This is a genomic window from Actinomadura sp. KC06 (assembly GCF_004348735.1).
Taxonomy (GTDB): domain Bacteria; phylum Actinomycetota; class Actinomycetes; order Streptosporangiales; family Streptosporangiaceae; genus Spirillospora.
This window is the reverse complement of sequence record NZ_SMKT01000093.1, coordinates 17,239-36,499: the sequence shown is the minus strand read 5'-3', so window position 1 is coordinate 36,499 and position 19,261 is coordinate 17,239. Positions and strand designations below refer to the sequence as shown.

At 73.8% G+C, this 19,261-nt stretch carries 18 protein-coding genes; 6 read left to right on the top strand and 12 right to left on the bottom strand.

Annotated elements, in window-relative coordinates; genetic code table 11:
* The coding region (locus E1287_RS26835) for an acyl-CoA desaturase (RefSeq protein ID WP_131967845.1) at positions 1-1,048 on the bottom strand (1,048 nt) is incomplete at its 3' end.
* A 202-nt stretch (positions 1,049-1,250) separates the two neighbouring features.
* Between E1287_RS26835 and E1287_RS26830 the strand changes: the two genes are divergently transcribed.
* A complete protein-coding gene (locus E1287_RS26830) occupies positions 1,251-2,048 on the top strand; it encodes a tyrosine-protein phosphatase (RefSeq protein WP_131967844.1) in 798 nt (265 codons plus the stop codon).
* Between the two features lie 102 nt (positions 2,049-2,150).
* Here the strand turns inward: E1287_RS26830 and menD are convergent, their stop codons facing one another.
* The 3 genes from menD to E1287_RS26815 form a co-directional block, all read right to left on the bottom strand.
* On the bottom strand, positions 2,151-3,818 hold the full coding sequence (gene menD, locus E1287_RS26825; RefSeq protein WP_131967843.1) for a 2-succinyl-5-enolpyruvyl-6-hydroxy-3-cyclohexene-1-carboxylic-acid synthase: 1,668 nt from the start codon (positions 3,816-3,818) through the stop codon (positions 2,151-2,153).
* Positions 3,815-4,765 (bottom strand): o-succinylbenzoate synthase, encoded by a 951-nt coding sequence (locus tag E1287_RS26820; RefSeq protein WP_131967842.1) that lies wholly within the window; start codon positions 4,763-4,765, stop codon positions 3,815-3,817. The genes menD and E1287_RS26820 overlap by 4 nt, the downstream gene beginning before the upstream one ends.
* A gap of 63 nt (positions 4,766-4,828) precedes the next feature.
* Positions 4,829-5,728, bottom strand: coding sequence for a 1,4-dihydroxy-2-naphthoyl-CoA synthase (locus E1287_RS26815; protein ID WP_131967841.1), 900 nt, complete (start codon positions 5,726-5,728; stop codon positions 4,829-4,831).
* A gap of 132 nt (positions 5,729-5,860) precedes the next feature.
* Here E1287_RS26815 and E1287_RS26810 point away from each other — a divergent pair, with 132 nt between their 5' ends.
* The 3 genes from E1287_RS26810 (at position 5,861) to E1287_RS26800 (ending at position 9,778) form a co-directional block, all read left to right on the top strand.
* Positions 5,861-7,030, top strand: coding sequence for an AMP-binding protein (locus E1287_RS26810; protein ID WP_131967840.1), 1,170 nt, complete (start codon positions 5,861-5,863; stop codon positions 7,028-7,030).
* Positions 7,031-7,077: 47 nt separating this feature from the next.
* The gene (locus E1287_RS26805) at positions 7,078-8,100 is read left to right on the top strand and encodes a cation diffusion facilitator family transporter (protein ID WP_131967839.1); all 1,023 of its coding nucleotides are present in this window, start codon (positions 7,078-7,080) and stop codon (positions 8,098-8,100) included.
* Positions 8,101-8,353: 253 nt separating this feature from the next.
* Positions 8,354-9,778, top strand: coding sequence for an RNA polymerase sigma factor (locus E1287_RS26800; RefSeq protein ID WP_131967838.1), 1,425 nt, complete (start codon positions 8,354-8,356; stop codon positions 9,776-9,778).
* Between the two features lie 86 nt (positions 9,779-9,864).
* On the opposite strand, the gene E1287_RS26795 is transcribed toward E1287_RS26800, so the two are convergent.
* From E1287_RS26795 to E1287_RS26785, 3 genes are all read right to left on the bottom strand, one after another.
* The gene (locus tag E1287_RS26795) at positions 9,865-11,100 is read right to left on the bottom strand and encodes an esterase-like activity of phytase family protein (protein ID WP_243719456.1); all 1,236 of its coding nucleotides are present in this window, start codon (positions 11,098-11,100) and stop codon (positions 9,865-9,867) included.
* A gap of 92 nt (positions 11,101-11,192) precedes the next feature.
* Complete coding sequence (locus E1287_RS26790; RefSeq protein ID WP_131967837.1) at positions 11,193-12,080, bottom strand: ABC transporter permease; 888 nt, start codon at positions 12,078-12,080, stop codon at positions 11,193-11,195.
* A gap of 2 nt (positions 12,081-12,082) precedes the next feature.
* On the bottom strand, positions 12,083-13,066 hold the full coding sequence (locus E1287_RS26785; protein ID WP_131967836.1) for an ATP-binding cassette domain-containing protein: 984 nt from the start codon (positions 13,064-13,066) through the stop codon (positions 12,083-12,085).
* A 115-nt stretch (positions 13,067-13,181) separates the two neighbouring features.
* Between E1287_RS26785 and E1287_RS45820 the strand changes: the two genes are divergently transcribed.
* Positions 13,182-13,694, top strand: coding sequence for a MarR family winged helix-turn-helix transcriptional regulator (locus E1287_RS45820; protein WP_131967835.1), 513 nt, complete (start codon positions 13,182-13,184; stop codon positions 13,692-13,694).
* Here the strand turns inward: E1287_RS45820 and E1287_RS26775 are convergent.
* The 4 genes from E1287_RS26775 to E1287_RS26760 form a co-directional block, all read right to left on the bottom strand.
* Complete coding sequence (locus E1287_RS26775; RefSeq protein WP_243719455.1) at positions 13,646-14,359, bottom strand: CbiX/SirB N-terminal domain-containing protein; 714 nt, start codon at positions 14,357-14,359, stop codon at positions 13,646-13,648. The two genes, E1287_RS45820 and E1287_RS26775, sit on opposite strands and share 49 nt — an antisense overlap.
* Positions 14,352-15,548, bottom strand: a complete 1,197-nt coding sequence (locus E1287_RS26770; RefSeq protein ID WP_131967833.1) for a uroporphyrinogen-III synthase — start codon at positions 15,546-15,548, stop codon at positions 14,352-14,354. The genes E1287_RS26775 and E1287_RS26770 overlap by 8 nt, the downstream gene beginning before the upstream one ends.
* Positions 15,532-15,927, bottom strand: a complete 396-nt coding sequence (gene nirD, locus E1287_RS26765) for a nitrite reductase small subunit NirD (protein WP_131967832.1) — start codon at positions 15,925-15,927, stop codon at positions 15,532-15,534. The genes E1287_RS26770 and nirD overlap by 17 nt, the downstream gene beginning before the upstream one ends.
* A gap of 106 nt (positions 15,928-16,033) precedes the next feature.
* On the bottom strand, positions 16,034-18,151 hold the full coding sequence (locus tag E1287_RS26760) for a molybdopterin-dependent oxidoreductase (RefSeq protein ID WP_131967831.1): 2,118 nt from the start codon (positions 18,149-18,151) through the stop codon (positions 16,034-16,036).
* 293 nt (positions 18,152-18,444) lie between these two features.
* Here E1287_RS26760 and E1287_RS26755 point away from each other — a divergent pair, with 293 nt between their 5' ends.
* On the top strand, positions 18,445-18,927 hold the full coding sequence (locus E1287_RS26755) for an NUDIX hydrolase (RefSeq protein WP_131967830.1): 483 nt from the start codon (positions 18,445-18,447) through the stop codon (positions 18,925-18,927).
* 13 nt (positions 18,928-18,940) lie between these two features.
* Here the strand turns inward: E1287_RS26755 and E1287_RS26750 are convergent, their stop codons facing one another.
* Positions 18,941-19,189, bottom strand: coding sequence for a hypothetical protein (locus E1287_RS26750; RefSeq protein ID WP_131967829.1), 249 nt, complete (start codon positions 19,187-19,189; stop codon positions 18,941-18,943).
* Positions 19,190-19,261 lie beyond the last annotated feature (72 nt).

The window sequence follows — 19,261 nt, the reverse complement described above, 5'->3', positions numbered from 1 at the left end:
ACCGCAGCGGCTCCCCCACCTCACGCATATGCCGCAGAGCCAGCCGGTACGACCCGACCACCCCCGTCTCCGCATACGACACGCCCACCTCCGCACAATGCGCACGCACCAACGGCCGCACGCGCCGCAGATTGCACCGCGGAACACTCGGGAACAGGTGATGCTCGATCTGGTAGTTCAGCCCCCCGAACGCCCAGTCCGTCACCACACCGCCCCGCACGTTCCGGGACGTCAGCACCTGCCGCCGCAGATGATCCCACCGCTCACCCGGCTCCGGCATCGCCATCCCCTTGTGATTCGGCGCGAACACCGACCCCAGATGCACACCGAACACCGCATGCTGCAGCGCGATCAGCGCCAGCGCCTGCCCCACCGGCAGCAACGCGAACGCCAGCGACAGATACCCCACCGCGTGAGCCAGCAGCAGCCCGCCCTCCACGACCTGGTCACGGCGCTTCCGGCCCCGCAGGAACATCAGGCTCCCGACCTTGAGGTTCAGCCCCTCCAGCGTCAGCAGCGGAAAGAACAGCCACGCCTGATGCCGCGCCACCCACCGCAGCACACCCCGCTGCCGCCCGGCCTGCTCCTCCGTCCACGCCAGGATCCCCTCCCCCACATCGGGGTCCTTTCCGACATGGTTCGGGTTGGCGTGATGCCGGTTGTGCTTGTCGCTCCACCAGCCGTGCCCCATGCCCAGCAGCAGGTTGCCGAGCAGCAGCCCCAGCAGCCGGTTCCCCCGCGCGGTCCGCGCGATCTGCCGGTGTCCCGCGTCATGGCCCAGGAACCCGGTCCGGACCGCGATCACGGCGAGCGGGACGCCGAGCAGGACCGTCCACCAGCCGTCCCCCGCCCACGCGACCGCGGCCCACAGCGCGGCCGTGGCGGCCACGTTCAGCCCGATGGCCCGCGCGTAGTAGCCGGGACGCCGCTCCAGCAGCCCGCTGGCGCGCACGCGCCGCGCCAGCGGCGTGAAGTCGCTCCCGCCGCGGTCGGACTCCTCCGATCGCGGAACGGACGGGACGGGCGGGGCGGGCAAGGTCACGGCCATGAAACCTCCATGGGACGGAAGAGAATCGGACAACTCCCCCGAAAGGCTACGGAGCGTGAACCCGCGTCAGTAACCCGCTACGGAGCCATCCCCGATCTGGCTCCCAGGTCCCGGTCGCCGCACGAGGCCACCGCTCCCCGGGACCATCGCCTCCTACCCTGAGCACCGGCCTGGACACATCGGCCATATAGGGTCACAAGTCATGGACGACGGCACGCGGTGGATCGAGCTGGACGGCGCTGTCAACGCCCGTGACCTGGGCGGCCTCCCTACAGCAGACGGACGGACCACACGCCGCGGGCGCGTCCTGCGCTCCGACAACCTCCAGGACCTCTCCGTCGCCGACGTCCGCCTCCTGCTCGACGACTACGGCCTGAAGAACGTCATCGACCTGCGCAGCGACGCCGAGGTCCGCCTCGAAGGCCCCGGGCCGCTGACGCGTGTACCGTCCGTGACCGTCCACCAGCTGTCGCTGTTCCCCGAAGGCGGACGCCACACCGACGTCGCCGCCGACACCGTTGACGTCAATCGGGCGCTGCCCTGGCAGGAGCGTTCCAGCGACGGCCCGGAGCAGGACCGCTCGCTCGGCCTCTACCTGGGCTACCTCACCGACCGCGGCGACTCCATCGTCGCCGCCCTCCGCGTCATGACCCGCACCGACGGCTCGTCGCTCGTGCACTGCGCCGCGGGCAAGGACCGCACCGGCGTCGTCTGCGCCCTCGCCCTGGACGTCGCCGGCGTCACCCGCGAGGCGGTCGTCGCCGACTACGCCCAGACCGGCGAACGGCTGGAGACCGTCCTGCGCCGCCTGCGCACCAGCGACACCTACGCCGCCGACCTCGACTCCCGTCCGGCCGACAGCCACCGGCCCAACGCGGCCCTCATGGAGAAGTTCCTCGCCCGCGTCGACGAGGAGTTCGGCGGGACGATCAGCTGGCTGTCCACCCACGGCTGGACCCCCGACGACACCGACGCCCTCCGCACCCGGTTCCTCGCCTAGCTGTAATTGTTGTTAGTTGCTTGAAAAGTAGTGCTCCCGCCTGCGGCCTTTACGTTGTAAATTGAAGGCTGAAGTAACTGACGGTGCGGGCGGGCACGCGGGTCAGGTGAGGGTGGTGCGGACGGCGGCGTGGGCGGCCTTGCGCATCTCGGCGTGCAGCACGGCGTTCGCGTCCCGGTCGGTCCGGGCCTCCACGATCCGCAGCCCCTCCCCCGCCATCGCCTTGGACAGGTCCGCCGGGGCGTCCAGCAGCCGGTACGGGATGCCGTGCGCGGCCGCGACCGCCTCCAGGTCGACCTGGTGCGGGGTGCCGAAGACCCGCTCGAACGGGCCCTGCAGCGCGGCCTGCGGCAGCAGCGAGAAGATCCCGCCGCCCCGGTTGTTCACCACGATGATCGTCAGGTCGGGACGCTGGTCCCGCGGGCCGACGATCAGGCCGTTCTGGTCGTGCAGGAACGCCAGGTCGCCGAGCAGCGCGAACGACCGTCCGCTGTGCGCCAGCGCGGCGCCCATCGCCGTCGAGACCAGGCCGTCGATCCCGCTGGCGCCGCGGTTGGCCATGATCCGGATGCCGCGGCGCGGCCGCATCACCTGGTCCAGATCGCGGATCGGCATGCTCGCGGCCGTGAACAGCAGCGACCCGCCCGGCAGCCCCGCGACCAGGTCGCGGGCCAGGCGCGGCTCGCTCACCTCCGGCACCGCGTCCAGGACCCCGTCGACGGCCGCGGCGGCGGCGAGGTCGGCGGTCCGCCACGACTTCAGCCACGCGTCGTCGCCCGACACCACCGGGATCTCCACCTCCGGCGCGACCTGCGTCGCCGACCGGACCGGGTCGGGCCAGTGCGCCAGGTCCGGCGCCAGCACGATGTGCTCCTCGGCGCGGCGCAGCAGCGACAGCAGCGGACGCGACAACCCGGGCTTGCCCAGCGTCACCACCACCTCGGGACGGTGCCGCTCCACGAACTCCGGGACGCCCAGCAGGAAATGGTGCGACGACAGCGCGTGGTCGCCGTAGCGGGCGTTCCCGTTCGGCTCGGCCAGCACGGGCCACCCGGCCATCGACGCCGCCGCCACGTACCGCTTGACGTTGGACGCGCCGTCCCCCACCACCAGCACGCCCCGCCGCGTCGGCGGGACGTGCAGCACCGACCCCGGAGTCGCCGCCCGCACCTTCGTCCACGCACCGGTGACGTCGCCGTCCAGCGGCTCGCACCACGTGTCGTCGCCGTCCGGGATCAGCGGCTCGCGGAACGCCGCGTTCAGATGCACCGGGCCCGGCACCGGCGCCTGCGCCAGCCCCCACGCGCGGCTCACCAGCGACCGCCAGTACGCCACCATCCCCGGACGGTTCTCCGGCACGCCGATCTCGGTGCACCACCGAACGGCCGTCCCGTACAGCTTCACCTGGTCGATCGTCTGGTTCGCGCCGGTGTCGCGCAGCTCCGGCGGACGATCCGCGGTGATCACGATCAGCGGCACGCCCGACTCGTGCGCCTCGATCACCGCCGGATGGAAGTTCGCCGCCGCCGTCCCCGACGTGCACACCAGCGCCACCGGGCGCCCCGACCGCTTCGCCAGGCCCAGCCCGAGGAACGACGCCGACCGCTCGTCGATCCGCACGTGCAGCCGGATCCGCCCCGCGTCCTCGGCCGACTGCAGCGCCAGCGCCAGCGGCGCCGACCGCGACCCAGGCGCGAGCACCGCGTCGGTCATCCCGCACCGCAGCAGCTCGTCCACCAGGACGGTCGCCAGCGCGGTCGCCGGGTTCACGGCGCCGCCTCGATCACCGCGGGACCACCCAGGTGCGACTGCGCCTCGGCGGCCCGGTCGCGCCACCCGTCCGCCGGCGCCTCCCAGCGGCGCAGCGCCTCCTCGTCCACCACCGGCCGCCGCACCGCGATCTCGCCCGCCACCGGCGCCAGCGGATCGCCGACGACGTCGCCCTCCAGCAGCGACAGCGTCCCCAGCCCGCACGCGAACGGCAGCTCCGGCAGCGCCGCCGCCAGCGCCAGCCCGGCGGCCAGACCCACCGACGTCTCCACCGCGCTCGACACCACCACCGGCAGCCCGCACGCCTCCGCGACCCGCAGCGCCGCCGCCACACCGCCCAGCGGCTGCACCTTCAGCACCGCCACGTCCGCCGCCTCCGCCGCCCGGACCTTCAGCGGGTCCTCGGCGCGGCGGATCGACTCGTCCGCGGCGATCGGGACGTCCACCCGCCGCCGCACCAGCGCCAGCTCCTCCAGCGTCGCGCACGGCTGCTCGGCGTACTCCAGCTCCCACCGGTCCAGCGTCCGGATCATCCGGGCGGCGTGGTCGACGTCCCACGCCCCGTTCACGTCGATGCGGACCCGGCCCTCAGGCCCGAGCGCGGCGCGGACCGCCTCCACCCGCGCCAGGTCGTCGCCGTCGGTCTGGCCGCGCTCGGCGACCTTCACCTTCGCGGTCCGGCAGCCGGACTCCTTCGCCATCTCATACGCCCGCCGCGGCGCGACCGCGGGGATCGTCACGTTCACCGGGACCCGGTCGCGCACCGGCGCCGGCCAGCCCTCATAGGCGGCCTCGCGCGCCGCGGCCAGCCACCGCGCGCACTCGGCGGGGCCGTACTCGGCGAACGGCGAGAACTCCCCCCACCCGGCGGGCCCCTGGACCAGGACGCCCTCCCGCCGCGTCACACCGCGGAACCGCGCCCGCATCGGGATGGAGTACACCCGCACCCGCCGAACCCCCTGACTGCCCGCCCAATCACCGTATTCGTGACCACACCGTAAGTTCGACCATTAGTAGTACCACGGGAAACGCGACCAATCGGGGTCGCGCTTCTCCAGGAACGAGTCGCGCCCCTCGGCGGCCTCGTCGGTCCCGTACGCCAGCCGCGTCGCCTCCCCCGCGAACACCTGCTGCCCGACGAGCCCGTCGTCGACCAGGTTGAACGCGTACTTCAGCATCCGCTGCGCCGTCGGGCTCTTGCCGTTGACCTTTCGCGCCCACTCCAGCGCCGTCGCCTCCAGCTCCGCGTGCGGGACGACCGCGTTCACCATCCCCATCCGGTGCGCCGCCTCCGCGTCGTAGTCGTCGCCCAGGAAGAAGATCTCGCGGGCGAACTTCTGCCCGACCTGACGCGCCAGGTACGCCGACCCGAACCCGCCGTCGAAGCTCGCCACGTCCGCGTCGGTCTGCTTGAACCGCGCGTGCTCCCGGCTCGCGAGGGTGAGATCGCACACAACGTGCAGGCTGTGCCCGCCGCCCGCCGCCCAGCCAGGCACCACGCAGATCACGACCTTGCCCATGAACCGGATCAGCCGCTGCACCTCCAGGATGTGCAGCCGCCCCGCCCGCGCCGGGTCGATCGTGTCGGAGGTGTCCCCCTCGGCGTACTTGTAGCCGTCCTTGCCCCGGATCCGCTGGTCGCCGCCCGAGCAGAACGCCCACCCGCCGTCGCGCGGGGACGGGCCGTTCCCCGTCAGCAGCACGCACCCGATGTCGCTGGACATCCGCGCGTGGTCCAGCGCCCGGTACAGCTCGTCCACCGTGTGCGGGCGGAACGCGTTGCGCACCTCGGGCCGGTCGAACGCCACCCGGACCGTCCCGTGGCCCACCGCGCGGTGGTAGGTGATGTCGGTGAAGCCGAACCCCTCGACCTCTTTCCACGCGTCCGCGTCGAACAGCTCCGAGACCATGTCTTCCTCTCCCGTCGGGGGACAACGCCGTCCTGCCGCCCGCGCCGCCCCGGGGGGCGCGGCGCTCCGGGTCCCATTCAACCGCCCCCGGGTTTGAACGCGTTCAGCGGGGTCGTCTACCCTGATCAGATCATGGATCGCCCGCTGCACGCCGCCGTCCTGCCGCCCGGCCCGCCGCTGCTGCGGGCCCTCGCCGACGCGCTCGACGGCGGCCCCGCGATCTGCCCCCTCTCCCCCGACCTGCCCGAGCCCGCGCTCCGCGACCTCCTCGACGCCCTCGCCCCCGACGCGATCCGCACCCCGGACGGCCTCGCCCCGCACCGCCCCCGCGGCGGGCACGCCCCGGTGAGCGCCGGCACCGCCGTGCTGATCGCCACGTCCGGCTCCACCGGGACGCCCAAGTTCGTCGAGCTCTCGGCCGCCGCGCTGCGCCACTCCGCCGCCGGAACCCTCGACCGCATCGGCGCCCAGCCCGGCGACCGGTGGCTCTGCTGCCTGCCCACCAGCCACATCTCCGGCGTTCAGGTCCTCGTCCGCGCCCTCGTCGCCGGAACCGACCCGATCATCGTCCCGCGCTTCGACACCGCCGCCGTCGCCGCCATCGCCGCCGCCGCGGGACGACCGCATCTCTCGCTCGTCCCGACGCAGCTGCGCCGCCTCCTGGACGCCGGGGTCGACCTCGCCCGGCTCGGCGCGATCGTCCTCGGGGGCGCGGCGGCCCCGCCCGGCCTGCTCGGCGAGGCCCGCGACCGCGGCGCCCGCGTCTTCACCACCTACGGCATGAGCGAGACGTCCGGCGGCTGCGTCTACGATGGGACGCCGCTGCCCGGCATGCGCGTCGCGCTCGACGACGGCGGCCGGATCCGCCTCGCCGGCCCGTCCCTGTTCACCGGCTACCGGCTGCGGCCCGACCTGGCCGCCGAGGCCATGGACGGCGAATGGTTCGTCACCCAGGACCTCGGCGCGCTGGAGGACGGCCGGCTCCGCGTCCGCGGCCGGCTCGACGACGTGATCAACACCGGCGGGGAGAAGGTCGTCGCGGGGGAGGTCGCCGCCGCGCTGTCCCGCCACCCGAAGATCCGCGACGTCGTCGTGGTCGGACGCCCCGACCCCGAATGGGGCGAGCGCGTCACCGCCGTCGTGGTGCCCGGCCCGTCCGGCGATCCCGGGCTGAAGGAACTGCGCGCCTTCGTCCGTGAGACGATGCCCGCCTACGCGGCGCCGCACGAGCTGGAACTCGTGGACGCCATCCCGCTGCTGGCGTCCGGCAAACCCGACCGCGCCCGCCTCCGCACCCCCTGACCCGCCGGCGGGCGCATGGCCCGCTGATCACCGGGGACAGGACGACCATGGCGGCACAGCGGGGCGAGCGCGGGAACGGGCCGGAGAACGAGAGCGGGCTCACCGTCGCGCTCGCGTTCGCCGCCAACCTCGGCATCGCCGTGGCGAAGATCGTCGCGGCGCTGATCACCGGGTCGGCGTCGATGGCCGCCGAGGCCGCCCACTCGGTCGCCGACACCTTCAACGAGGTGCTGCTGATGGCCGGGCTGCGCCGCAGCGTCCGGCCCGCCGACCGCCGCCACCCCCTCGGCTACGGCAAGGAGCGCTACATCTGGACGCTCCTCGTCGCCGTCGCGATCTTCGGGATGGGCGCGCTGTTCTCCTTCTACCAGGGGATCCAGACCCTCGCCGGGCACCGCGAGGACGCCGAGGCCGGCACGATCGTCGGCTACGCCGTCCTCGCGGTCGCGTTCGTCCTGGAGGCGGTCTCGTGGCAGCAGGCCGTCCGGCAGGTCCGCGCCGCCGCCCGCGCCGCGGACCTGCCGCTGCGCGCCTACATCCGCCGGACCGACGAGCCCACCGCCGTCAGCGTCCTGCTGGAGGACTCCGCGGCCCTCATCGGCCTGATCATCGCGTTCGGCGGTCTCGGGCTGCACCACCTGACCGGCTCGGCGGCCTGGGACGCCGCCGGATCGCTCCTCATCGGCGTGCTGCTCACCGCCGTCGCGCTCGTCCTCGGCCGGATCAACCTCAACCTGCTGATCGGCACGCAGGCCGACCCGAGGCTCGTCGCCGACGTCCGCGCGCGCCTCGGCGCCGCGCCCGGGATCGACTGGGTCGTCGACATCGTCACCGTCACGTTCGGCACCGACCGCGTCCTCGTCTGCGCCCGGCTGGACTTCCGCGACTCCCTCACCGCCGGCGAGGTCGAGCACGCCTGCGTGCGGATGGCGCACGACCTGCGCGAGGCGCACGAGGAGATCGACGAGGTCTTCCTCGAACCCGTCCCCCGCGACGACCCTGAGCTGCGCGAACGCGTCATCGCGCGGTACGGTCGGACATTGCGGCCTAAGCGTCCAGATTCAGAATGATTTACCGTGATTTGTCAACCACCCGGGCCCTTTACGCAGTAAGGTAACGGCCGTCCGAAGCGTCCGGTGTGAAACGGCCCGCTCCGGGCACCACGACCTTCTGGATCGCTCCTGCACGGTCCCCTAGGGGCCGCCGATCCCGGGGCGTCGGGAACAAGAACCCCTTCGTGCGACGTTCCGTTAAGTGCGTGCGCCACCAGCGAACACAATCCGCGCGCCGCACTCACACCACCGAAGGGAGGGGGGTGTCCCCATGCCGCGAAGCGCCGTAGAGACCCCGCTCACGGAGTCGGCGAGCCCCGCGCTCGACGACCTCCTGAAGCGTGGCCGCGCCCAAGGGCGCCTCTCGCTCGACGAGGTGAGGGGGGCCTTCGAGGCCGCGGGCATCAGCCCGGCCCAGGGCCGTTCCATCCTGCGCGAGCTGTCCGAGTCCGGCATCAGCCTGGCCGGCGAGTCCGACACGGTCCGCAAGATGGCCGCGGCCGCCGACCACGACGGCGGCGACACCGCCCAGGCGACCCCCGGCGCGGCATCCAGCGCGGCATCCGGAACCGCGAAGCGCGCCACCCGCAAGACCGCCGCCAAGCCCTCCCGTGCGGCCGCGAAGAACGGCGCCGAGGGCGACGCGGCCAAGAACGGCGCGAAGGGCTCCCGGAAGGGCGCCGCGAAGGCCGCCGGTGGGGACGCCCCCGACGAGGGTTTCGAGGTCACCGAGGTCGAGCCCGCCGACGCGGACGCCGACACCGGCGCCGACCTGGACGACCAGTCGACCGCCATGGGCGACTCCGTCCACACCTACCTGAAGGCCATCGGACGCCGCCAGCTGCTCACCGCCGACCAGGAGGTCGAGCTCGCCAAGCGCATCGAGGCCGGCCTGTACGCCGAGCACAAGCTGGAGACCGAGGACCTCTCCCCCGCCGTGCGCGCCGACCTGGAATGGGTCGCCGCCGACGGCCGCCGCGCCAAGGCCCACATGCTGGAGGCCAACCTCCGGCTCGTGGTGTCGGTCGCCAAGAAGTACTCCGACCGCGGCCTGTCGCTGCTGGACGTCGTCCAGGAGGGCAACCTCGGCCTGATCCGCGCCGTGGAGAAGTTCGACTACTCCAAGGGCTACAAGTTCTCCACGTACGCGATGTGGTGGATCCGGCAGGCGATCCAGCGCGGCTTCGCCGACTCGGCCCGCACGATCCGGCTGCCCGTGCACGTTCTGGAGATGCTGAGCAAGCTCAGCCGCGTCGAGCGCGACATGCACCAGCGGCTCGGCCGCGAGCCCACCCCGGAGGAGCTGGCCGTCGAGCTCGACAAGAGCCCCGAGCAGGTCCGCGAGCTGCTGCGCACCAGCCGGCAGCCGATCAGCCTCGACTCCACCATCGGGGAGGACGGCGAGACCCGCATCGGCGACCTCATCGAGGACACCGACAGCCCCGAGGCGTCCGAGCTGGTGGACCGGCAGCTCATGGCCGACCAGCTGCGCCGCACGCTGGACATCCTGTCCCCGCGCGAGGCCAAGATCATGGCGATGCGGTTCGGGCTGTACGACGGGACGCCCCGCACCCTCGACGAGATCGGCAAGGCGCTCGGGCTGACCCGCGAGCGGATCCGGCAGCTGGAGAAGGAGTCGCTGTCGAAGCTGCGGCACCCCAGCAACGCGCGCCCGCTGCTCGACTTCGCCGTCTGACACGAGCGCGTCCTGATACGCGCGTCCCGCACAAGCGGAGGGCCCGCCGGACCGGTCACGGTCCGGCGGGCCCTTTCGTGCGCGGCCTACCGCGGCCCTGGCGGGCAGCCATCGACGGCGAACGCCAGGAAGTGGGTGATCTCCTCGGCGCTGAAGTTGTCGTCGGAGCCCACCACCAGCGTGCACTCCCCCGACGTCAGGCGCGGCCCCCAGCCCATCGCCTCCAGGTTCTGGACGGGCCTTGACCCGCGGCCGAGATCGGTGACGAGCCGCTTGGCCACCGGCCGGTACGGCCCGCCCTGGGCGAGGCCGTCGCGGCCCAGCACGTCGGTCGCGCCGCGGGTGTCGAACTCGTAGAGCCGGACCCGGTAGCCGACGCCCTGGATCCAGGACCGCTCCAACGCCAGGAACCGGTGGCCGTCGATCGCGAGGATCTCCGAGACGCCGGTGTCGGTCGCCCCGTCCGGCGGCACCGGCTTCGCCGGGAGCCGGTCGAGGGGGTAGGCGTACTGCGCGCGGACCTGCCCGCTGCGGCTCCACAGGGTGAGCCTGGCCGGGGCGCCGCGCTCCGCGGTCGGCGGTTCGCCGTCCTCGTAGCGCGGGCCCTCGACCATGGCGGCGATCCCGTGCGGCGTGAAGGACAGCCCCTCGATCCCGAAGTTGCGGCGCGGCCCGTTGCGGGTGTCGGTCTGTTTCAGGTTCCTCGGGAGGCGCACGTCTCCGCGGTGGCGGCCGTCCCGTCCCGCCCACCGGACCGACAGGTCGGACACCGGGATGTCCGGGTGGGTCTCGTCCGGGCGGTCGCCCTCGTTACCCCACAGCACCCGGCCGCTGCGCGGGTCGTAACGGATCGACTCCGGGTCGGCCGACTCCGGCTTGGCGTAGCCCGGGTAGGGGCTGCCGTCCCGCCGCGTCAGGGTCTCGACTCCGGTGATCTTCACGCCGGTGAACGCGCCGGTGGACGGGTCGATGTCCAGGCGGCCGGTGTAGAAGCGGGCCGGGTCGTAGCGCCACCGGTCGTCGGAGATCAGGTACCAGGTGCCGGTGCGGGGATCGCGGTCGATGCCCGACACGCCCCCGAACGTGGTGCCCTCGACCGTCATCTTGTGCGGCAGGCGCCGCTCGCCGAGGAACCGCGTGATCCGCAGCCTCCGCTGCGGCTGCGCGTCCGCCCGCTCCGTGCCCGTTCCGTCCGCTGCGCTGCCGGCTTCTCTGGCGGCGTTCGCCGCCGGACGCCCGTCCGCGACCGCCGGGACGGCCGTCACCGCGAGGACCGCCGCGCCCGCCGCGATCCCGCGCCACAAAATCCGCTGCCCGTTCACCTGGCTACCATCACCCCTCGGATACGAGTCAATTCCGTGCGTAACGTACTCGTATTCAATATCACGCTGGGTGACGGATTGATACGCCGATGTCAATCGGCGTGGCGGAACTCCAGGATGGCCACGCCCATCAGCACGGCGCCCATGACGGCCACGATCACGATCTCCAGCCAGACCGGGACGACCCACCCGTTCCACGTCACGCCGGGGTTGAACGTCCGCTGCAGCGCCGGCGAGAGGTCCAGGCGGGAGAAGACCGCCTGGCGGAGCGGGTCGACCGCGTAGGTGAGCGGGTTGAAGCGGGTCAGGACGGTCAGCCACGTGGGCAGCCCGTTCAGCGGGTACAGCGCGCCCGACAGGAACATCATCGGCATCATCGCCATCTGGATGAGGGCGAAGAACGACTGCATCTGCTTGATCCGCGCGGCCATCATGACGCCGAAGCCGGTGAGCGCGAACGCGCCGAGGAACATCAGGCCCAGCAGCTCGGCCAGCAGCGCCGGGTCGTAGGGGACGCCGGCCAGGCCCGCCAGCGCCACGATCACCGCGCCCTGCAGGGTCGCCACCAGCGCCCCGCCGATGCACTTGCCGATGACGATGGCGCTGCGGCTGACGGGCGCGACGAGCATCTCGCGCAGGAAGCCGAACTCGCGGTCCCACACGATCGACCCGGCGGAGAACATCGCGGTGAACATCACCGACATCGCGCACACGCCGGGGAAGATGAACGTCTTCAGGTCGACCTCGCCGTGCGGGCCGCCGCCCGCGGCCATCAGGTTGGACAGGCCGGTGCCCATGACCAGCAGCCACAGCACCGGCTGGACGAGCCCGGACACCATCCGCAGCTTGTCGCGCCAGAACCGGATCAGCTCCCGATGCAGGACGACCTTCACGGCGCGCAGGTCCTGCCGCAGGCCCGGCTCGGGCACCCGCACGCGGACGACGTCGACCGGACGCGCCGCCCCGCTGGAAACCGGCATCCTCATCTCCTCATCGCGCGCATGGTCATGCGCAGGCGGTCGCTCGACCCGGCCTCGGCGTCGCGGATCGTCGAGCCGGTGAACGACATGAACACGTCGTCCAGCGACGGCCGGGACACGCTCACCGACCGGATCGGGACGCCGAGCTCGGCGAACAGCCGCGGCACGAACGCCTCGCCGGAGGCCACCGGGAACGCGACCGCCCCCTCGGACATGACCGCCTCGAGGTCGAACCGCTCTTTGAGCGCGGCGATCGCGGCCTCGTCGTCGGCGGTCTGGATGCGGACCCGGTCCTTGCCGACGCCCGCCTTGAGCGCCTCGGGGGTGTCCAGCGCCACGATCCGCCCCGAGTCGATGATCGCGATGCGGTCGCAGAACTCGGCCTCGTCCATGTAGTGGGTGGTCATGAAGATGGTGATCTCCTCGGCGGCCTGGAGCTGCCGGATGTAGTCCCAGATCGACGCGCGGGTCTGCGGGTCGAGGCCGATGGTCGGCTCGTCCAGGAACAGCACCCGCGGGGAGTGCAGCAGGCCGCGGGCGATCTCCAGGCGGCGCTTCATGCCGCCGGAGTAGGTCTGCGCCAGGTCGCCGCGCCGCTCCCACAGCCCGACCATCTCCAGCACCTGCCGGATCCGCCGGCCCGTGACGGCCCTGGGCACCCCGTACAGCTCGGCGTGGAAGCGCAGGTTCTGCTCGCCGGACAGGTAGCCGTCGAGCGTCGGGTCCTGGAAGACGAGCCCGATGTTGCGGCGCACGCCGTCGCGCTGGGACACCACGTCGTGCCCGGCGACGCGCGCCCGCCCGCCGCTGGGCTTCAGCAGCGTGCAGAGCATGTTGATCGTGGTGGACTTGCCGGCGCCGTTCGGGCCGAGGAATCCGAAGACCTCCCCCGGGCGGACGGTGAACTCGATCCCCCGCACGGCCTCCACGTCGCCGAACCGCTTGATCAGGCCGTCGACCTCGACGGCGGGTCCCCCGTCCGGCATCGGGCCTCCCTCTCCGCTCCATCGCGGCATGTTGTGGACCGTCCAACGGTAGGAATACCCTATCTCTCACGTCAAGAGAGATAGGACGCGCCAAGCGAACCCGAGGGAGGGGCACGTGGAGGACCGGCCCGACCCGCTGCACGAGTCGCCCACCTACCTGATGTTCGAGCTGATGAGGCTCGCGCGGCGCACCTCTGCGCGGATGTTCCCCGGACACCTGCGGCTGCCGCACATGCTCGTGCTGGAATGCGTGGCGCGGCTCGGGCCGCTGTCGCAGCGCGAGGTCGCCGAGCACCTGCGGATGGACCCCGGCGACCTGGTCGGCGTCGTGGACGCGCTGGAGGAGGCCGGCCGCGTCCGGCGCCGCCGCGACCCCGACGACCGCCGCCGGTACGCGCTGGAGGCCACCGAGGACGGCCGGCTCGCCCTCGGCGCGAGCCTGGACGACCGCGCCCGCCTCAACGCGGCGCTGTTCGAGCCGCTGTCCCCGGACGAACTGCGGCAGCTCACGGACCTGATGCTGCGCGTCCTCGCCCACCACGACCAGCGGTTCGCCTGCCCCGCGTCCCGCGAGCCTGGTCAGGACGCGGCGGCCGGGACCGCCGGGCGCGACCGCGCCTCGTCGTAGCGGCGCAGGACGAGCCGCGCGACGGCGGCGTGCGCTCCGACCGGCGCGGCGACCGCGTCGGCGCCGCAGGCCGCCATCCGGTCGTGGAACCGGCCGGGAGCCAGCAGGCAGCACGCCACCGCGACGCGGCGCGCGCCGTCCCGCCGCGCGGCCGCCACGGCCTCGTCGAGGGACGGCGCGCCCGCGGCGACGAACCCGGCCGGGACGGGACGGCGCAGCCTCCGCGCCAGCAGCCGCGCGGCGGCACGCACGTCGGCGGCGCCCGCCGGGTCGGCGGACCCCGCCGCGCCGAGGACCACGGCGTCCGGGCGGCGCGGCGGGAGCACAGCGGCCAGCCGCGCGGCGAGCGCGTCGGCCAGCAGGGCGTCGGGGCCGAGCGGGCGGGCCGTAACGGCGTCCGGCAGCAGGCGCGCCGCCCGGTCCGGTACGTCGGCCAGCGCGTGGTGGCCGCGCGCCAGCATCAGCGGAACCACGACCACCGGGGCGTCGCCGTCCAGGCCGCCGGCCGCCTGCTCCAGCGATGGCGACGACAGCTCCCCGTACGCCTCGATCACCTGCAGGCCGGGACGCATGGCCCGCACCAGCGCGAGCAGGTCCCGAACGACGGCGGGCCCCGCGGGGTCGCGGGTGCCGTGCGCCACGGCCAGCAGGACGGGGTCAGCCACCGGCGCCCGCCGGCACCCGGTCGGCGAGCCGCGGATCGCACGCCAGCCGGTAGCCGCGCTTGACGACCGTCTCGACGATCCCGGGACGGCCGAGCCCGCGCCGCAGCCGCGCCACCGCCATCTCCACCGCGTGCTCGTCGGCCTGCGGCCGCGCCTCCCCGGCGGGGGCGAGGCGGCTCGGCAGGACGCCGCACAGCTCCGCCCGCGACACCACGTGCCCCGGCCGCCGCGCGAGGGCCCGCAGGATCGCCATCGGCGCGGGCGCGATCGGCCGGAGCAGCCCGTCCAGGACGACGGCGTGCCCGCGCAGCTCCAGCGCGCACCCGCGCACCGACAGCCGCCGCGACCGCCGCGCCGGCAGGCCCGTCACCAGCGCCCGCACCAGCACCCCGAGCCGCGCCCGCTCCGGCTGGACGGTCGGCACGCCCCGCCCGGTGAGCGCCCGCGCGGTGACGGGCCCGACGCACGCCGCCACCACGTGGGCGCGCAGGGCGTCCAGCAGCGGCTCCTCCAGGCCGTCCTCGGCGGCGACGGCGAGCGTCTCGGCGACCGCGGGCGCGCTGGTGAACGTGATCGCGTCGACCGTGCCCGCGACGGCCTGGCCGACCAGCCGGCGCAGCGGCGTCGGGTCCTCGGTCCGCGACCACCGGTACACCGGGACCTCGATCACCTCGGCGCCCGCGCCGCGCAGCGCGGCGGTCAGCTCCGGCTGCCGCTCCCCGTACAGCTGGACGGCGACCCGCGCGCCCGCCAGGTCCTGCCGCAGCAGGTGCCCGGTCACCTCGGAGAGCTCTTCGGAGTCCGGTGACCAGCGCTCGCGCAGCCCCGCCGACCGGATCGCGCCGCGCGCCTTAGGGCCGCGCGCCACGATGGCGGCCTCGGCGAGGCGGGCGACGAGCGCGTCCCGCGTCCCCTGCCCGTCGGCCGACTCCAGCCAGGCGCGGAACCCGATCCCGGTCGTGACGACCACGTGGTCCAGCGGCCCGGCCGCGCACGCCCGGGTGGCCTCCAGCAGCTCGGCGTCGTCGGCGAGCGGCGCGAGGCGGATGGCGGGCGCGAGCACAACCCGGGCCCCGCGCCGCTCCAGGAGCGTCGCGAGCTCCTCGTGGCGGCGCGCCGCGGTCACCCCGACCGCGAACCCCGCCAGCGGCTCCGCGGGCCCGGCCGACGGCTCAGCGGCGGTGCTCATCGGTGAGCGCCACCTCCACGCGGTCGCCGGCGCGGCGGACCGGGAACGCCGGCAGCGCCACGCGGGGATCGTCCAGGCAGGCCCCGGTCCGCAGGTCGAACACCTGCTTGTACATCGGGGACGCGACGGTCGGCGCGCCGTTGCGGGTGCCGAGGATGCCCCTGGACAGGACGTGGGCGCCGCTGAACGGGTCGAGGTTCGACAGCGCGTACAGGGCGCCGTCGAACGTCCGGAAGATCGCCACCTGCGTGCCGCCGAGCATCGCGCAGACGCCCCGCTCGGGGGTCAGGGACGCGTAGGAGCAGACGTCGGACCAGCGGACGGCGCCTCCGGTGATCGTCGCTTCTGGTGTCCTGGTCGCTTCGGATGTCTTGGTCATCGGCGCGGCAACCTCCTGGCTGGTACGGGTCGATGCTCCGATACTCGGCAAGGGCCGTTTCGCGGTTGGGTCCCGCTTGTCACCGCCGTGTTAAAAGCCGCTCACCTCAAAGCGCGGAGCGCTCCAGGGGGTGTGGGGGGTCGTCCCCCCTCGATGGGCAGGGCTGGAGGCGGACGGCGCAGACCTTGAATTCCGGCATCCGCGACACCGGGTCTAGGGACGGGTTGGTGAGCAGGTTCGCGCGGCCGTCCCCGGCCCAGTGGAACGGCATGAACACCGTGTCGGAGCGGATCGCCGTGGTGAGTTGCGCCTGGACGGTCGCCGCGCCCCGGCGGCTCTCAACCCGCACGCGGGCGCCGTCCTCAATGCCGAGGCGTCCGGCCAGGTCGGGATGCAGCTCCACGAACGGGCCCGGTGCAGCCTCCGCCAGGGCCGCGACGCGCCTGGTCTGCGCGCCCGACTGGTACTGCGCGAGGACGCGGCCCGTGGTCAGGTAGAGGGGGTAGTCGGCGTCCACGTCCTCGGCGGCACCGTGGTGCTCCACCGGGACGAACCGGGCCCGGCCGTCCGGTGTGGGGAAGCGGTCCAGGTAGGGCCTCGGCGTCCCCGGATGGTCCTCCGACGGGCAGGGCCAGAACACGCCGCCCTCGGCCTCGATCCGCTCGTAGGTGATGCCGGAGTAGTCGGCGGTCCCGCCCGCGCTCGCGCGCCGCAGCTCCGCGAACACCGCCTCCGGGTCGGCGCTCCACTCCCCCGGCGCGTCCAGCCGCCCGGCGAGCGCGGCGATGATCTCCAGGTCGGTGCGGACGCCGTCCGGCGGCGGGACGGCCCTGCGCCGCCGCAGCACCCGGCCCTCCAGGTTCGTCATCGTCCCCGACTCCTCCGCCCACTGCGCGGCGGGCAGGACCACGTCCGCGAGCCGCGCGGTCTCCGACGGCACGACGTCGGCGACGACCAGGAGGTCGAGCGCGCCGAGCCGTTCCTCCACGTGCGCGGCGCGCGGCGCGGACACCGCCGGGTTCGAGCCGAACAGCAGCAGCGCCTTCGGGCCGTCCGGGGCGCCGAGCGCCGACAGCAGCTCGTACGCCGAGCGTCCGGGCCCGGGAAGGGACTCGGGGGCCACGCCCCAGACCCGCGCGACGTGCGCGCGCGCCGCCGGGTCGTCGATCCGGCGGTAGCCGGGCAGCTGGTCGGCCTTCTGCCCGTGCTCGCGCCCGCCCTGCCCGTTGCCCTGCCCGGTCAGGCACCCGTACCCGGAGCCGGCGCGGCCGGGCAGCCCGAGCGCGAGCGCCAGGTTGATGAAGCCGCTGACCATGTCGGTGCCGCGCGCGTGCTGCTCGGCGCCGCGCGCGGTGAGGACGTGGGCGCGGGAGGCGCGGGCCAGCAGCCGGACGGCCTCGCGCATCGCCGGGACGGGCACGCCCGTGATCCGCTCGACCCGGTCCGGCCAGTAGGCGTTCACCACCGTCCGGACGGCGTCGAACCCGGTGGTGCGGGCGGCGAGGTAGTCCTCGTCGGCGAGGCCCTCGGTGACCGCCAGGTGCAGCAGCCCGTTGGCCAGGGCGATGTCGGTGCCGGGCGCCGGCTGCAGATGCAGGTCGGACTGCCGGGCGGTGGCGGTGCGGCGCGGGTCCACGACGATGAGCGCCCCGCCCGCGTCCCGCATCTCGGTCAGGTGCCGCATGAACGGCGGCATCGTCTCGGCGGGGTTCCCGCCCGCCAGCAGGATCGCGCCGGACGCCGCCAGGTCCGTGACGGGGCCGGGCAGGCCACGGTCCATGCCGAACGCCCGTCCGGACGCCGCCGCGGCCGACGCCATGCAGAACCGCCCGTTGTAGTCGATCTGGGACGTGCCGAGCGCGACGCGCGCGAACTTCCCGAGCAGGTACGCCTTCTCGTTCGTCAGCCCGCCGCCCCCGAAGACCGCGACGGCGTCCAGGCCGTGCAGCGACCGGAGCCGCGAGGCCTCGGCGGCGACGCGGTCCAGCGCCTCGTCCCAGGTGCAGGGTTCCAGCGGCGCGTCCTTGCGGGGGCGCATCGCAGGCGTCGTGAGCCGGTCCGGGACGGTGAGCAGCTCCGCGGCCGTCCAGCCCTTCTGGCACAGCCCGCCGCGGTTGGCGGGCACGTCGTCGCGCGGGGCCACCCGGACGGCGCCGCGCTCACGACGCAGGGTCATGCCGCATTGCAGGGCGCAGTACGGGCAGTGCGCCGGAGTCCCGATCATGCGCCCGAGACTCGGCGAGGGCCGTTTCGTCCGCGAGTCCCCGCTGTGACCCCAGCGTTAAATGCCTTTCACGCGGCGCGTTCACCGAAGTCAGGCGTTCCGCGGAGCGGTCCAGGGCCGGTGACCTTGACATTCGCGGGTCAAGCGTTGTCGTCGCCCATCTTGGCCCTTTCGTCGCCTTTTACTCGATCTCCGAACGGATTCGCGGCTCCCCGGCGATCTTCTGGACGGATGCGGCCCCGGCCGCCCGGAGCGCCGGATCACGCGGCGATGATCGCGCCTAACCTCGGTACATGCCCGACCTTGCTTACTACGCCTCACTGCCGCGCTCCCGCGGCGCCGCGGCGGCCCTCCTCCTGGACGACCTCGGGCGGGTCCTGCTGGTCAAGCCCACCTACAGCGAGGGCTGGTACCTGCCCGGCGGGGTCATCGAGGCCGACGAGTCCCCCCTGTCGGCATGCGTGCGCGAATGCTCGGAGGAGCTCGGCCTCGTCCCCCGCCTCAACGGCCTGGCCTGCGTCGACTGGGGCTCGCCGCGCGACGACGGCGTCGACGCCGTCAACGTGTTCGTCTTCGGCGGCACGATCACCGGCGAGGAGATCGCCGCGATCCGGCTGCCGCCGGACGAGCTGTCCGACCACATCCTCGTCGCCCCGGAGAAGATCCCCGAGCTGGCGCCGGCGCACGTGTCGCGCCGGATGGACCCCAGCCTGCGCGCCATGGCCGAGGGCCGCGCCGTCTACCTGGAGGACGGCCGCGAGCAGCCGTTCGGCTAAGCGGGCCCAGCGTCTAAGCCAGCACGGCGTCCCTAGCCTGCCGGCCCCGCTCCGGGTCGGCCACGCGGGCGCAGTGCGCGCAGCAGTACCAGTGCCCGTCCACGTCGATGCCGTGGCCCATGATGCGGCACTGGCAGTGCTCGCAGACCGGCGCCATCTTGGTGACCGCGCACTCGAACGAGTCGAACGTGTGCACCTCGCCCTGCGCGTGGACCTCGAACGTCATGTCGTAGTCGTTGCCGCAGACCTCGCAGGTCGCCATCGGTCCTGTCTCCGTTCCCCCGCCGCGCCGCCTATCCGGCACTGCTACCCGGACCGCCCCGGGTCTACCCCG

Coding starts and splice junctions, on each gene's coding strand:
- E1287_RS26830 (WP_131967844.1), top strand. CDS start 1,251: ATGGACGACGGCACGCGGTGGATCGAGCTGGACGGCGCTGTCAACGCC.
- E1287_RS26815 (WP_131967841.1), bottom strand. CDS start 5,728: ATGGTCTCGGAGCTGTTCGACGCGGACGCGTGGAAAGAGGTCGAGGGG.
- E1287_RS26810 (WP_131967840.1), top strand. CDS start 5,861: ATGGATCGCCCGCTGCACGCCGCCGTCCTGCCGCCCGGCCCGCCGCTG.
- E1287_RS26805 (WP_131967839.1), top strand. CDS start 7,078: ATGGCGGCACAGCGGGGCGAGCGCGGGAACGGGCCGGAGAACGAGAGC.
- E1287_RS26800 (WP_131967838.1), top strand. CDS start 8,354: ATGCCGCGAAGCGCCGTAGAGACCCCGCTCACGGAGTCGGCGAGCCCC.
- E1287_RS26790 (WP_131967837.1), bottom strand. CDS start 12,080: ATGCCGGTTTCCAGCGGGGCGGCGCGTCCGGTCGACGTCGTCCGCGTG.
- E1287_RS26785 (WP_131967836.1), bottom strand. CDS start 13,066: ATGCCGGACGGGGGACCCGCCGTCGAGGTCGACGGCCTGATCAAGCGG.
- E1287_RS26770 (WP_131967833.1), bottom strand. CDS start 15,548: ATGAGCACCGCCGCTGAGCCGTCGGCCGGGCCCGCGGAGCCGCTGGCG.
- nirD (WP_131967832.1), bottom strand. CDS start 15,927: ATGACCAAGACATCCGAAGCGACCAGGACACCAGAAGCGACGATCACC.
- E1287_RS26760 (WP_131967831.1), bottom strand. CDS start 18,151: ATGATCGGGACTCCGGCGCACTGCCCGTACTGCGCCCTGCAATGCGGC.
- E1287_RS26755 (WP_131967830.1), top strand. CDS start 18,445: ATGCCCGACCTTGCTTACTACGCCTCACTGCCGCGCTCCCGCGGCGCC.
- E1287_RS26750 (WP_131967829.1), bottom strand. CDS start 19,189: ATGGCGACCTGCGAGGTCTGCGGCAACGACTACGACATGACGTTCGAG.